This is a genomic window from Vibrio hepatarius (genome assembly GCF_011806575.1).
Lineage (GTDB): Bacteria > Pseudomonadota > Gammaproteobacteria > Enterobacterales > Vibrionaceae > Vibrio > Vibrio hepatarius_A.
Window position 1 is genome coordinate 34254 of record NZ_JAATOO010000003.1, and the last position, 14609, is coordinate 48862.

A 14609-nucleotide genomic window follows, 5' to 3' on the forward strand; every position below is an offset into this window, starting at 1 on the left:
AACAGACACTAAAAAGGGGCAAACGCCCCTTTTTAATTAATTGAGTTTGTTTAGCGATGGGTAGTCAGAGTTTTTGATCGTATCGATACTCTTAACAAATGGTTTCAAAGATTGGAAATCTTGTGGAAGTGAACCAATAGCTGCTTTCGCGTCTGCAGGTGTTGCGTAATCACCGTAAAGAACTGTGTACCACTTAGTCCCGTTTACGACTTTATAGTTTTCCCAAATTGGCTGTTCGTTTTGAGGCAGTTTACGTGCAAACTGCTCCACTTTAGCTTGTGAACCAACAGCAACGACTTGAATCGTGTAACCAAAGCGCGCGTTTGCTGACTTCTGTTTTTCTGTCGGAGGCGTGATTGCAACCGTCGGTTTCTTGCTAGGCGTCATCTTCACAACCTGTTTTTCAGGTTTTGGTGACATCTTAACGACTGTTGGCTGAACGTTGGTTTCAGTAATACCTTCCGAAACACCCTCTTGAGTAACAACAGGCTCAACAACTTTAGGTGCTTGGTAATCTTCGCGATAACTCTCAGAGCTAACATCTGTTACGTAATCACTTGAAACACAAGCGCTCAACAGGGCAGATAAGCCAACAATTGCTATTTTTTTCATGAAATCTTCGAATGCCTTAACTAGAAATTACTGTAAATCATGCCGTTAGACACGAGCAGAATCAACCCACCATTTTATAAATGTTCGGATACTCTGTGACACATAACACAAACTCGGCGTGTTCACTCGTGATCTGATTAAAACAACGTCAAATCTTTACAGCATTGTTGCCAGAGCTTAGTTACGATTGTGAGGTAAACCTCTCCGGAGCTCTTCTATGAATCAATTAGTCCAGTTACTAAAGCCTAAATCCGTCGCGGTTATCGGCGCATCATCAAAACCAATGCGAGCCGGTAATATCATTATGAAAAACTTACTGCACGGTGGATTTGAAGGTGTAATCATGCCCGTTACGCCCAATCATGAAGCAGTTTGTGGTGTACTCGCTTACCGCTCTGTTGCTGAGCTCCCTATCGTGCCTGATATTGCAATCATTTGTACTCACGCTAGCCGCAACGTTCAGATTTTTCATGACTTAGCGGCGAAGAAAGTCAAAGCCGCGATTGTTCTGTCTGCAGATATGCATTTCGCCATGGATAGCGGCGAAAGTATCCAAGACCATTGCCTTAAAATCGCTAAAGCCGCCAATATGAGAGTGCTTGGGCCAAATAGTCTTGGCATTGTGCTGCCTTGGGAAAACTTTAATGCCTCCTTTTCTCCCGTGACCGCACAGAAAGGCAAAATCGCTTTTATTTCACAGTCCGCGGCGATGTGTACCACCATTCTTGACTGGGCCAATGATAAAGATATTGGTTTTTCAGCGTTTGTTTCACTCGGCAATGCACTTGATATCGATTTTGCAGATTTACTTGATTACTTGAGTACTGATAGCCATACCTCTTCCCCCCTGCTTTACGTCGATACGATTACTGATGCAAGACGGTTTATGTCTGCTGCTCGCGCCGCATCTCGCAACCGACGTATTCTCGTGTTGAAAGGTGGCCGTACCGCAGCAGGTCGCAAAGCCGCGAAAGCACACACTGGTGGCAGTGACACACTGGACATCATTTACGACTCTGCGATTCGCCGAACTGGTATGTTAAGGGTAAAGAACTCTCACGAACTGTTTGCCGCGGTAGAAACACTCACCCACTCAGTACCACTGCGCGGTGAAAGATTAGCGATCATTACCAATGGCGGCGGCCCGGCGATCATGGCGGTGGATACTCTGCTAGAGCGCGGTGGCAAGCTCGCGACGCTTGCACCAGAAACGATTGACTCTTTGAGTGAAATACTGCCGAAAAGTTGGAGTCACAGCAACCCGATAGACATCGTTGGTGACGCCGACCATACGCGTTACATCAAAGCCCTGAATGCAGTTATGGATGCAGATTGTGCTGACGCGATCCTTATCATGCATAGCCCGTCTGCCGTCGCCCATTCAGAGCAGACCGCGCAAGCGATTGTCGATGCGATTAAGTCACACCCTAGATATAAACGCTTCAATATACTCACCAATTGGTCAGGTGAACAAACAGCCAAACCCGCACGACATATTCTTACTCAGGCAGGAATCCCAACCTATCGCACGCCAGAAAGTGCAGTTATCGCATTCATGCACTTGGTCGAGTATCGACGTAACCAAAAGCAGTTGATGGAAACACCAACAACCGCAGAACCAGTGCATATCGCTGAATTGAACGAAGCGAAAAAATGGATAGATGAAAAGCTACTGGACAAAGATACAGTATCGCTAGATACGCACCAAATTGGTCCATTCTTGAAGAACTTTAGCTTTAACGTTCTGCCCACTTGGATTGCGTCTGACGTCAGTGAAGCGGTACATGTTGCAGAGCAAATTGGCTATCCCGTTGCAGTAAAGCTGCGTTCACCAGACATTGCACACAAGTCTGATATTCAAGGTGTGATGCTGAATCTGCGTAATAGCGCAGAGGTGGCGAGTGCTGCCGAGTCTATTCTCGACCGAGCGAAGTTATTCTATCCTTCAGCAAACATCCACGGTCTGCTGGTTCAGGGGATGGCAAAACTTGCCGGTGGAGAAGAGCTGCGCATAAAGGTCAAAACGGATGAAACATTCGGTCCAGTCATCCTATTAGGACAAGGCGGCTCAGAGTGGGATGAATCGCTAGATGCAGCCTCAGCACTTCCACCACTCAATATGGCGCTTGCGCGCTATTTGATCGTCCGGGCTTTCAAGAAAGGCAAGATTCGACTGCAAAAACTACCCGTCCCGATGAACATTGATAGCCTGTCTGAGCTATTGGTACGCATTTCGCAGATGATAGTCGACTGTCCTCAAGTCCATGAACTGGATATTCATCCACTATTGGCAAATGGCAATGAATTTACCATCTTAGATGCAGATTTAATCCTCAAGCGTTATGAAGGTGATGCGCAAGAACGTCTCGCTATTCGCCCATACCCAGTCGAATACGAGCAGACTTTTACGTTAAAGACCGGCGACCAAGCGTTGCTACGCCCTATTCTTCCTGAAGATGAACCGTTACATGCAGAGTTTATTCGTAACGTTACCAAAGAAGATCTGTACAAACGCTTCTTTACCGACGTGGGGGAGTTTAACCATGAAGCGCTGGCCAATTTAACGCAGATCGATTATGACCGAGAAATGGCCTTTGTCGCGGTAATGCAGTCGCAACGAGGTACCGAAATCATAGGTGTCTCGCGCGCACTCATTAATCCAGAAAATACCGATGCGGAATTTGCAATTCTTATCCGTTCAGATTTAAAAGGCTACGGACTTGGTAAGATTTTGATGCAAAAGATCATCGACTACTGTCGTCAAAAAGGCACTAAGCAAATGTCAGGTATGACAATGCCGACGAACAGAGGCATGTTAACGCTGGCTCAAAAGATGGGCTTTAAGTTAGACGTGCAGTTTGAAGATGGTGTTGCTGATATGGTACTACCTCTCAACGAGTAAGCATAAACTGAACACAAATGGGGAGCCCAACGCTCCCCATTTTTATATCACTGAACTGTTCTTGAAGTTCTTTTTAAGATACTGAATACACCACGATTTCGCTTCACCAATCTTATTACGTTTCCAGGCGAGTATCACCTCTATCGGTTGCGCCTCTGATCCTGCGATTCGTTTGATTGTACCTTGTTCAATCAGTTTTTCTGCGCGCTCTCTTGGCAAGGTGCCGATTCCAAGCCCTTTTTCTAACGCGGCAACTTTGGCTGCGAAATTTGTCACAGTTAAACGTGGTTGCTTCTGTGTAATGTTCACGCTGATCGGCGGCTGCTCTCTAGCTGTATCTGCAATAGCGATAACTCGATATTTCGCTCTCGCGTCATCGTTAAATTCGCCAGAACGTTTATGAACGTAATGATCCGTTGCCGCGACCCAAACCATTTCCATAGAACCAATCGTTTCAGCTTTTACGTCATGCGGCAAAATATCCATCTTAGGGCAAATCAATAAGTCAGAACGTCCATCGTTTAATGACTCCCAGCAGCCTGCCAAAATTTCTTCTTGGAGCTTGATGCGTGTTGAGCTCAGTTTACCTAGTTCGTCCACCAAATTAAAAAAGTTCTCAATTGGAATGATGCCGTCAAACGCAAGCGTGATATCCAGCTCCCAACCGTTTGCCAGCAAACTGGCATCATTAACTAGCTTCTGTGTGGCGGAAAGAATGGTTCTTCCTCTTTCAAGGATTAGCTTTCCAGCATCCGTAAAATTAGCCTTATGACCAGAACGGTCGAAGATCATGATATCGAGATCTTGTTCTAGCTTCTGAATTTGATAACTCAGCGACGAAGGTGCCCTGTCTAGCTCGTTGGCAGCAGACGCGAAGCTGCCTCTTCTATCGATAGCATCGAGAATGTGTAATGCTTCTAATGTAATGGGGCTTTGCATATTTGCTCCTTATAGCCTCGACATCTATGTGACATTAATCACAAGAAAGAGAAATGCAGCAGTGCAATCAAGGCTACAAAACCATCATATATTTATGAATACTAAGGAAATTTCATCCTATCCTATATTTCTTAATATGTAAAAACACAACATCAACTCATGAGAATGATAGTAATTATCGTTTAGATCCAATAGAATCTGGGGCAAATGACAAGTCACCCTTTGGATTTAAGGTAATTATAAGATGTATAAACGCTCAATACTGTCCGCCTCAATCATTTTGGCTTTCGCACCCAACGCTCATGCTAAAGAGTATGCACTATTAGATGAAGTTGTGGTATCAGCTACACGTACTGAACAAAACAAGACTGATGTTTCAGCGTCGGTTGAATCAGTAACCTCGCAAGATATGGAAAAACGCCTTGCCAAAGGCTTGAAGGATGCCGTTCAATATACACCGGGTGTTCAAGCAACAAGCGCGGGACGCTTTGGCTTGTCCGGTTTCAACATTCGCGGCATGGATGGCGACCGTGTCCAAATTGTTGTCGATGGCGTAGCGCAGTCTACACCTTTTAATCCTGGCGGTGGCGGTACACAAGCCATTTATCCAAACATGGTTGAGATTGATACACTAAAAAGTATCGAAATCAATAAAGGTCCCTCCTCTACTCTTTATGGTTCAAATTCTCTAGGTGGAACTGTTGTCTTAACTACTAAAGATCCTGAAGATGTACTGAAAACTAATGGTGATGAACATCGTTTTGTTGTTAAAACTGGCTACACTTCTGAAGACGAGCAATTTAAGAACACCCTCACTTGGGCGATGCGCAAAGGCGACTTGGAAACGTTGCTTATCGGTACGTATGCCGACGGCAATGAAACCGAGACTTTTGGCGATGGCGACGATATTGAAGGTGACAATCGTGGACTAGAAAACCCAGCAGACAAGGACTTAAATAACGTACTCGCCAAAGCGTACTATCGAGTCAATGACGCACATCGCATCGGCTTGCTATTCGAACGTTACAACTACAAATACGATGAGAATCGGTTGAGCGCGAACTATATGCTCAGTATGGGACCGGCAGGCAGTTTTACATACGATGATGCTCAAAGCCATGACGAATCGAACCGCACACGTTACGGCATCAATCACGAATATCAGGCCAACAATGCTATATTCGATAAGCTTTTTTGGCAATTAAACTATCAGACCAGCGAAACCGTTAACAATAACACTTCTTACGTTGAAATTGTCGACCCGTTTAATCGCTTTGGTGGCAATTATATCGGAGACCGCTCTCGTTTACGCCAAGCGAAAGACGATAATGTCCAGCTAGATGTTCAGTTTGATAAGCTGCTTGATATATTAGGCTCGTCCCATGAACTAACCTATGGTGCGAACTACAAACATTCTGATTTTGAGCTGAATAACAAAGATATTTTCCACGATGACCCAAGCAAAAATAAGGCGGGCTCCACCACAATCCCTGACGCAAAAGTTGTCCAATGGGGCGTGTATCTACAAGACAATGCATTCTTGCTGAATGAAACGTTAGTCATTAATGCGGGTATCCGCTATGACAAGTTCGAAGCCGATCCATCAACAGATGAAGGTTTTACGTCTGAACACGTGAAGAACAACAATGATGCATTCACTGGTAAATTGGGTGCGGTCTATCATTTCAACAAAAACCTGAGTACTTTCGCGCAAGTAAGCCAAGGCTTTAAAGCGCCAACAGTTGAGCAGCTTTACTACGAATACGATACCGGAACTATTTTCGTACCGAACTCTGATTTAGAAGCGGAAAAGAGTACTTCTTATGAGATCGGTTTCCGTGGTCAAAATGAGCACGCCAAGTTTGAAGTAACGGGCTTTATCAACGATTACAAAGACTTCATCGATTCACAAGAGCTTGTCAGCAGCGATCCTAACAAAGATTCTGAAACACTAGTGAATAGAGACAAGGTTGAGATTCGCGGTGCTGAGTTCAGCTCCACTGTTTTACTTGATGGGGCTTTCGGCGCTCCAACAGGTACTTACACAAAACTGGCAGTGAGTTACGCAGAAGGTGAAGATAAGAAAACCGGTAAATATTTAGATTCAGTTGCGCCGCTAACCACAGTACTAGGTTTCGGTTACGACAACCTAGAGTACAACTTTGGTGGTTTGGCTAATGTTACATTGGTGGACAGCAAAGATAAGTGGTCAGACGACGATAATGTCTCAGCTAGCGGCTATGGCATCCTAGATTTAACTATGTATTACATGCCAGTAGAAGACTTAACCTTACGTGCTGGTCTATTTAACGCGTTCGACAGAAAATATTGGACATATAATGATTTAAGAAGCAAAGACAGCGATGACAACCTTGATTTCCATAGCCAACCAGGCAGAAATTGGGCAGTTACTGCTAGTTACGAATTCTAAGTCTATTAATCGAGAAGCCAGCGTCTAGCCGGCTTCTATTTTATTTGTCCAATCTCACGCAATAAAAAAGCTCCCATTCAAGGAGCTTTTAAGTCATTCATCAAAAAGAAAAGAAAAATTGGTATGAATGAGCGATTACTTAGCGCTTGCCATCTCTTTTTTAACCATTACGGCTGCAGCAACGATGAAAGCTACAATTAGAGCTAATTCCATGACGACCCTCAGTAAATTGTTGGAAAAACCGAATTGAAACTGCGGATATTCTAACACCTTTACAAAACAATGATAGCCGTTAACGAGATTTTTACGATTTTTATCGACTCAGATCAAAATCGCAGCTGTCACGTTCATTTTACACAAACTTCTTTAACCAACTTAGCGATAAATATATTAATAAGTTATGCTGTTTCACTATCACTTCATAGTGACTTTACCGCCAATGATTTTGTACGCTGGAGTACCACGAACTAAGGTGTCTCGAGCAAATTCTTGCCCACAGCTAGGGCACCTACAGCTTTCCGTGGTGTAATCTTCAACAATCCGTTCTTTAAAACATTTTACTAAGGCGCCTTTACCGCCCTTTCTGTACTTGAACAGTTGGCTTTTGCATTTAGCACAATAAATATCTACGGTCTTTGTAGGCTGCTTTTTGTTAGGTTTCGCCATGTTGTTACTTCCCTAACCTTCACTTTGGCTTGGCTTAACCCAAACCTGGCTGAAGTCAAACCAACCCAATGCATTACACTTGGCATTTTGCAACGATCCACATTGATCTTTGCTCACACCTAGCCAGCAATGGAACATAGGGATAATTTGCATCTTTTCAACTAGCGATTTACCCAAATCTTTCGCCGGAAAGTTGGAATTTTCTTCTGATTGCCACTGCTCGACCACTTTTGTCCAAAATTCGAAGTCTTCGTTCTTACTCAACAAAGAAATATCGCTGTAATTCAATAGCCAACCCGCAAGAGCATCGTCTCGGTTGTTAGCGATCCCCATCGGTTTTACCCAGATATCGATATCTTCAATATTTGGCGCTTCTAAGTCGTATTTGATTAGCTCAACCTCTAAATTGTCTTGCTTAAGCAACGTCTCGATGCACTTAACAAGCGTTGGAAACATTGGGTGTTGAGCGTGGTAAGCAACGGTCACTTTGCGGTAAGACGGCGGTGAGGTGTAACTCCCTTGACGAGTATGGTGATACCAACCCGGCTTCAAGCCATGCGCAGGTAACACACCAAGTTCGACAATTTTGTCTTGCGGTAGTTGCTGATAGAGGTTTAACGCCCCCAAACGTTGACTAAAGTAACTCGCCCAATCGTTAGATTTCGCCAAGCCACTCTTGCGGTTTAGCAATAGATACGTACAACCTGGGTCTAACTCGACATCGTCACTGAATGTGCCCGTCTTAGGCTTAATTGGATTCGAGATACTCGGAAACACCATGGATGAATGCACATCATCTATCACCCACACTTCGACACAATCCAGTAATGGTCTAAAGCCAAAGTAGTTATCAAATGCTCTTAATATCAGGCGTTTATCGTCATTTTGTGTAACTTTGTAAGGCCCAGTGCCAATAGGAAACTGATCATAATCGTCTCCACGTGCATTTTCAGGAAGCAGCACTTTAGCGCAAGATTCAGAAAGCAGCAGCGGCAGATGGAAATCCGAACGATCCAACAGAATATCAATTGTGTTGTGACCAGTGATTTGAATATCGTTGATGTGCGAAAACAACGGTTTCTGCTTGAGTTTAGACAAAGACGCAATCACGGTTTCTGGCGTGAGTAGATCGCCATTGTGGAATCGTACGGCTGGTCTTAGGTAGAAGCGCCAATGAGTAGCAGACAACCGATCCCAAGAATGCGCTAAATCGGGTTGGAGCTCCTCATTTTCATCCAAACGGGTTAAACCGCTGAATACTTGCCTAATGATGTGTTGCTCTGAACGTCGAACCAATTTAGTCGGATTTAACATGGAAAGCGGTCGATAGTAAGGCAAGCGAATCACTTGCAAACCTTCTTGATGCTGTACACCAAGATAGCTTTCAACAACTTGCGCCAGCTTTGCTGTGTCCTTATCTAACACTTTTAGCGCTTGACCAAGCTTCCCTTCTTCAAGGTATCGCCTTGCCAATGTTTCACTGACATCAGCGCGACTACGTTTAAAGATCAGCTCCGATAGTTTTCCTCGTCCTGGCGCGGGGTGCCATTCAATCCACCCTTCTTCTTCCATCTTGTTGAGTACGATGCGCGCATTACGTCGGGTACAAAACAGAATCTCGGTGATTTCTTCTAGCTGTACACCGCAATCTTGCCCTTGATAATGCTCAAACAAGGTTTCAAATTGAACACGAAGACGAGGACTACTCATAAAGGGGAAATCTCTTTAAATGGATATTTTGCTAAGTTTCCCTATTTAGAGCGGGGAATTCAAGGTTATTCCACTTTACAACCTATTTTCTGCGCAATTTCAGTTAATTGCTCAACATTGTCGAGTTTGATTGACCACTTAGTTTCGCTGCCGTTTGCCGCAATAACGTTTGCACCGCGACCAATCAGTTGTACTGCGTCAACCTGTGCTTGTAGCGTTACCATATGCTCACCCCTGAGTTTAATCACCACTTCATGGGGAGTGACAATGACTTTGCCAAACTTAAACTCGACCACCATTATTGAGTCGCCTTAAGTGATTGCTTGGCGTTGCGCTTCTTTTGTACAGAGATGGTTAAACGGCTGGTACAAACCAAACGTTCACGCTCATCAGTAATATTGATCTGCCAAACTTGCGTCGACACACCAAGATGGATTGGTGTTGCACGGCCAATCACTTTGCCCTCGCGCATTGAGCGCACATGGTTGGCGTTGATATCTAAGCCGACGCAATATGAATCTTCGTCCACACAGAAATTGGCCGCAACTGAACCTAATGTTTCAGCCAGCACAACCGATGCGCCACCATGAAGCATGCCCAGCGGTTGATGAGTAAAATGGCAAACTGGCATGGTTGCCTCAATGTAATTGTCACCAAAATCACTATAAATAATGTTTAAGTGTTCTATCAGCGTATTTTCAGAAGTGGCATTTAAGCGTCCTAAGTCGATTGATCGTTTCCAAATAGTCATCGTTATTCTCAATATGTTCGGGTACACCGCATTGTAACCTAATGCTATGATGAGAAAAATATCGAGGATGAAACGGAGAATTCGATGCGTAATTGGCTGAAATTGACAGTTGTAGCAGCTTCAATCGGTATTGCTGCTTGCAGCTCCTCTCCTACGGGTCGTAACCAATTACTGCTTTTCTCTGATCAAGACATGAGTAGTTTAGGCGCTCAATCTTTTGAACAGATGAAGCAAAAGCAGAAAGTAAATACAGACGCTAAGGTTAACGCGTATGTTCAGTGCGTAGCCAAGAGTGTGACTCAATACGTACCAGCACAGCCTGGCTTTACAAACTGGGAAGTGGTTGTGTTTGATAGTGACCAAGTCAACGCCTTCGCTCTCCCGGGTGGTAAGATTGGCGTATACACAGGTTTGCTCGAAGTAGCGAAGAACCAAGACCAACTCGCCACCGTTATTGGTCATGAGATTGCGCACGTGTTGGCAGATCACAGCAACGAGCGACTGTCTCAAACACAGCTTGCAAACACAGGTCTGCAAATCACCGGTGTGGTATTGGGTTCATCTGAATATGCGCAGTATCAAAGCGCGACAATGGCAGCACTTGGCTTAGGCATCCAATACGGCGTCTTACTTCCGTATGGTCGTACTCAGGAGTCCGAGGCGGACGTTGTTGGTTTGGAACTCATGGCGAAAGCTGGTTTCAATCCTAACGAAAGCATCAACTTGTGGAAAAACATGGCCGCGGCATCGGGTGGAAATAATCCTCCAGAGTTGCTATCGACTCACCCCTCTCACAGTACGCGCATTAAAGATCTTTCTGCCACAATCAGAAAGCTCCCAAATTACGGTACGCAGCGACCAAATTGCTCATAGCACATCAATAAGAAAGGGAGCTCATCGCTCCCTTTTTTATGTCCCTAGAATCAGTAACGGTAAACGCAGCAGTTGATCGCCAGTGCCCGCGAAATACCAAATGATACCAATCAACCCCGTTACCAACGCGATGTACCACACCGCAGATACAATCTGCCCATAACGGTCGAGTGGCAATAAGTGACTGTAATGACGTCCTCGCCATTCAAACACAATTTCTAATGTTCCCATGACTAACAAGAAACCAAACAGCGTCAGACCGAGTGAATAGCTAAGCGCGACACCACCGAGCGCAGCCAAAGTGCACAATACGATTCCGGCAACGCTGTTCATCGAGAAGCTGATGCTTTTCAACACATGCCCACCATCAAGTGGCAAAATTGGCAGCAAGTTGAAAAGATTGAGGAAAGCGTTAAACACCGCTAATCCAGCGAAAAACATCTCGCCAGTTACTAAGTAGGCGACCGTTAGAAGTAAAGACAATACGAAACCAAACATCGGCCCCATGATTGAAATGACCACATCTTGCCATCGGGTGTTGATTTTCTCATCACTTAGCGCGAGCCCACCTAAAAATGGTACTAAGTAAATGCCTTTGGTTTTCATCCCAAAGTACTTCATCGCTTTTACATGGCCATACTCATGAAAGATCAAACATGCCAATAAAGACAACGCAAACTGGAATGAGAACAACCAGGAATACGCCGCAAGGCTCGCCGATGCGAGTACCACTTTGATCAGCTTAGCGCTCTTGAGTGCTTTAAATCCTAGGGAGACGAGTCCGACAAGGCTAAAGCGTCGTTCTGTTGCAGGCGGTTGAAAAGGAACTTGTCGCTCGATATCTTTGCTATTGCGACTTCCCTGTTCAACCAATTGATCATTAAGCGTGGCTCGATATTCAATGAGAAACGGTTGCCAATCTAAGCTCGCCTCGAGTTTACAATGTAACTCTTCTTCTCCATTTAACAGCTTAAACTCATGAACGGAGTCTCTGCCGCGCTCTGAATCCGCATCAAGTTGCGAAACCAACTGATTATTCCAAAACAGTTGCTGCCAACCCGCCATCGAGGCCTCAAGCCTTAACGGTTTGCCCAAAAAATCAATAGACAGTAGTTCCAAGGTGTAACCTAAATATTTGTATTTCAATGTGTCAGATTATGCCGAGAGTACCGATTAAGGTAAAGAATTCTCTATTTAGTGACATTGTCACTCAGAGAAAACAAATCACGAAAATACAATATGTTACGTAGTTCAATGGCAGACAAACTCAAGCGCTAAGTTACCAGAAATCATGTTCTTAAGCCTCTACCCCCTTTATTTTTTGTGGATAAAGTGCATAATAGCGACCTTCATTTACACCCTATTATATGTGAGTCCTTTATGTCTTCTGAAGCTACAATGCTAGAACGCTGCGAATCTAAATGTGAACTATGTGCTGCTGATGCACCACTTACGGCATACGCAGTACCACCTCACAGCCACGTAACTGTTGATACAGCGATCATGGTCTGTGACAAGTGTCTAGGTGAAATCGAGGACCCGCAGGACATCAACCACTGGCGTTGCCTAAACGACAGCATGTGGAGCCAAGTACCAGCGGTACAAGTTACTGCATGGCGTCAGCTTACTCGTCTAAACAGCGAAAGCTGGGCTCAAGATTCTTTAGACATGATGTACATGGAAGAAGAGCAAATGAACTGGGCAATGCAAGGTATGTCTGCAGACGACAAACCATTCGATTGCAACGGCGTTGAACTGAAAAAAGGTGACGACGTAACGGTAATCAAAGACCTACCTGTTAAAGGCACTAACCAAGTGATTAAACAAGGTACCGTTATCCGTGGTATCAGCATTGGCAGCGATCCTAAGCTTGTTTCTGGTAAAGCAAACGGCGGCCAATCAATGTACGTAATCGCTGAGTACTGCCGTAAGAAGTAATCCTTACGTTTATCTTCCAAAAAGGGCACCATTTATTATGGTGCCCTTTTTGTTTGTATTGTATATCGCTTGGTTTTAGCTATTCTTGCCAACTTGCTGGTTAGCAGAGCAAAAAAAAGCGCCAACAACATTGTTAGCGCTTTTCAAAAATCAGTCTTTATATCAACGATATAGACCAATATCCTTTTGCATGTGACCAGACAAATCGTTCGCGTAGTACGCACGAGGTGTATTGTCAGTGAAAAGAATATCCAGTAGGTGTGCAATCAATCCTTTGAAAGAAACCGCGTAGGTTTTTTTATCCATAGAGATAGGAGTTTCGATAGCTCCCATTTGCATTACTTGCGCCATGATTGCCTCTCTATAAATCGCATGATTCGTTTCGATGGGCTAATAATAAGCAATATTTAATTGTGCAAAAAATGACAAAATTTGGTTATTCAGATTACTTTTTCTAATGAAACAATCAATTAACAACACCAAATTGCCATTATTCATTGAAACCGCAGTTTATTGACTAATTATCCAGAATGACTGAGATTAAATTTGATTTGAGGTAATCAACCCGATCTTGAGTCACATATTTTTTACAAAATTAGCACGTCAAAATCGGGTTGTTACTCGCAACTTAATTAGTTTGATTATCGCTACTTAGCGTGTCGACTTGTGTGATTCGACGTTGTTTTAGTATTGAAGCAATGACCGCGACAGTCATGGTAAGGATCAATACCGCTAATGAAACCAATGTAGGAATTTCCCACTCAGAACCGACTAGTAGCATCTTGATACCGATAAACACCATGATGAACGACAGCGCTGGTTTCAGATACAAAAACTTATCCATCATCCCTTGCAACACAAAGTACAGTGAACGCAAGCCCAACAACGCAAATACGTTTGCAGCTAACACGAGAAACGGCTCACGCGTAACTGCAAAAATTGCGGGGATAGAATCCAGAGCGAACATCACATCCATAAAAGCAATCACACCTATCACAATTGCCATTGGTGTCAGTAAGCGTTGGCCGCTTTGTACAACCATTAATGCGTTGCCACGGAAGTCGTCAGTTACGCTCGCCCACTTTCTGATGAGTTTTTCAGGTAATGGACTTACCTGTTCTTGCCCTTTATCAAGCGCTAAATGCACACCGGTCCAAATCAGAAACAGGGCAAATATGTACAACAACCAATGGTATTGAACCAATAGCTGCGCGCCCACTGCGATCAGAATCGCACGCAACACCAATGCGCCGATAACGCCTAATAGCAACGCTCTAGGACGCAAATGTTCAGGTACTGAGTATTGCGCGAAGATAATCGCGAATACAGATAAGTTATCGACGCTGAGTGACTTCTCGAGTAGATAACCTGTTAAGAACGATAAGGTCGCTTTCTCGGCGCTGTAACTGCTGTTTGGGGCATAGAAATCCCAATATAGATAGATAGTCGCAGCAAAACCGAACGCGAGTACAAACCAGAAGATACTCCATGCTGTCGCCCTTTTGAGCGTAATATTTCCGCCTCGGGTTTGCCAGATATCGATCAAAACCAAAGAAACGGTCAGCATAGCAAAACCAATGTAAGTAGTTAGGGTCATAATTCCTCCAAAGCAGAGGGATCGATAAGGAATGATAAGAACGATCCCGCCGCAAACAACACTGACTGCGTTCAAATGAACACAGACAAATTGATTACGTTGGTCTCGTCGAAGTACTGAAAACAGTGTCAGGACTTATACTTACCGGATAGATGAATATCTAACGAGATGACGATAAGTAAACCAGAGG

13 protein-coding genes are annotated in these 14609 nt (G+C 44.2%); 4 read left to right on the plus strand and 9 right to left on the minus strand.

The window, feature by feature from the left end; all coding sequences use genetic code 11:
- Positions 1–36 precede the first annotated feature (36 nt).
- Positions 37–612 carry an SPOR domain-containing protein gene (locus tag HCZ42_RS02855; protein ID WP_167419255.1) on the minus strand — a complete coding sequence of 192 codons (576 nt, stop codon included), beginning with the start codon at positions 610–612 and terminating at the stop codon, positions 37–39.
- A gap of 217 nt (positions 613–829) precedes the next feature.
- Between HCZ42_RS02855 and HCZ42_RS02860 the strand changes: the two genes are divergently transcribed.
- Complete coding sequence (locus HCZ42_RS02860; RefSeq protein WP_167419256.1) at positions 830–3514, plus strand: bifunctional acetate--CoA ligase family protein/GNAT family N-acetyltransferase; 2685 nt, start codon at positions 830–832, stop codon at positions 3512–3514.
- A 42-nt stretch (positions 3515–3556) separates the two neighbouring features.
- On the opposite strand, the gene HCZ42_RS02865 is transcribed toward HCZ42_RS02860, so the two are convergent.
- Positions 3557–4453, minus strand: a complete 897-nt coding sequence (locus HCZ42_RS02865; RefSeq protein WP_167419257.1) for a LysR family transcriptional regulator — start codon at positions 4451–4453, stop codon at positions 3557–3559.
- 244 nt (positions 4454–4697) lie between these two features.
- Between HCZ42_RS02865 and HCZ42_RS02870 the strand changes: the two genes are divergently transcribed.
- A complete protein-coding gene (locus tag HCZ42_RS02870) occupies positions 4698–6884 on the plus strand; it encodes a TonB-dependent hemoglobin/transferrin/lactoferrin family receptor (RefSeq protein WP_167419258.1) in 2187 nt (728 codons plus the stop codon).
- A 414-nt stretch (positions 6885–7298) separates the two neighbouring features.
- Here HCZ42_RS02870 and HCZ42_RS02875 read toward each other — a convergent pair whose 3' ends face one another.
- The 4 genes from HCZ42_RS02875 to HCZ42_RS02890 all read right to left on the minus strand — a co-directional run bounded on the left by HCZ42_RS02875 (position 7299) and on the right by HCZ42_RS02890 (position 10011).
- The gene (locus HCZ42_RS02875; RefSeq protein WP_167419259.1) at positions 7299–7550 is read right to left on the minus strand and encodes a hypothetical protein; all 252 of its coding nucleotides are present in this window, start codon (positions 7548–7550) and stop codon (positions 7299–7301) included.
- Positions 7551–7562: 12 nt separating this feature from the next.
- Complete coding sequence (locus HCZ42_RS02880; RefSeq protein ID WP_167419260.1) at positions 7563–9260, minus strand: SgrR family transcriptional regulator; 1698 nt, start codon at positions 9258–9260, stop codon at positions 7563–7565.
- 65 nt (positions 9261–9325) lie between these two features.
- Positions 9326–9559 (minus strand): DUF3389 domain-containing protein, encoded by a 234-nt coding sequence (locus HCZ42_RS02885; RefSeq protein ID WP_167419261.1) that lies wholly within the window; start codon positions 9557–9559, stop codon positions 9326–9328.
- Positions 9559–10011 (minus strand): hotdog fold thioesterase, encoded by a 453-nt coding sequence (locus HCZ42_RS02890; RefSeq protein WP_167419262.1) that lies wholly within the window; start codon positions 10009–10011, stop codon positions 9559–9561. Before HCZ42_RS02890 ends, HCZ42_RS02885 begins: the two co-directional genes overlap by 1 nt.
- Positions 10012–10095: 84 nt before the next feature.
- Here HCZ42_RS02890 and HCZ42_RS02895 point away from each other — a divergent pair, with 84 nt between their 5' ends.
- Positions 10096–10884 (plus strand): M48 family metallopeptidase, encoded by a 789-nt coding sequence (locus tag HCZ42_RS02895; protein ID WP_167419263.1) that lies wholly within the window; start codon positions 10096–10098, stop codon positions 10882–10884.
- 36 nt (positions 10885–10920) lie between these two features.
- Here the strand turns inward: HCZ42_RS02895 and HCZ42_RS02900 are convergent, their stop codons facing one another.
- Positions 10921–12003, minus strand: a complete 1083-nt coding sequence (locus tag HCZ42_RS02900) for a site-2 protease family protein (protein WP_167419264.1) — start codon at positions 12001–12003, stop codon at positions 10921–10923.
- A gap of 261 nt (positions 12004–12264) precedes the next feature.
- Here HCZ42_RS02900 and HCZ42_RS02905 point away from each other — a divergent pair, with 261 nt between their 5' ends.
- Positions 12265–12822 carry a PhnA domain-containing protein gene (locus tag HCZ42_RS02905; RefSeq protein ID WP_167419265.1) on the plus strand — a complete coding sequence of 186 codons (558 nt, stop codon included), beginning with the start codon at positions 12265–12267 and terminating at the stop codon, positions 12820–12822.
- Positions 12823–12984: 162 nt separating this feature from the next.
- On the opposite strand, the gene HCZ42_RS02910 is transcribed toward HCZ42_RS02905, so the two are convergent.
- Together HCZ42_RS02910 and HCZ42_RS02915 are read right to left on the minus strand one after the other, a co-directional pair.
- Complete coding sequence (locus HCZ42_RS02910; protein WP_053407670.1) at positions 12985–13173, minus strand: hypothetical protein; 189 nt, start codon at positions 13171–13173, stop codon at positions 12985–12987.
- A 277-nt stretch (positions 13174–13450) separates the two neighbouring features.
- Entirely contained in the window at positions 13451–14419 is a 969-nt protein-coding gene (locus tag HCZ42_RS02915; RefSeq protein ID WP_167419266.1) for a TerC/Alx family metal homeostasis membrane protein, read from the minus strand.
- Positions 14420–14609: the final 190 nt, after the last annotated feature.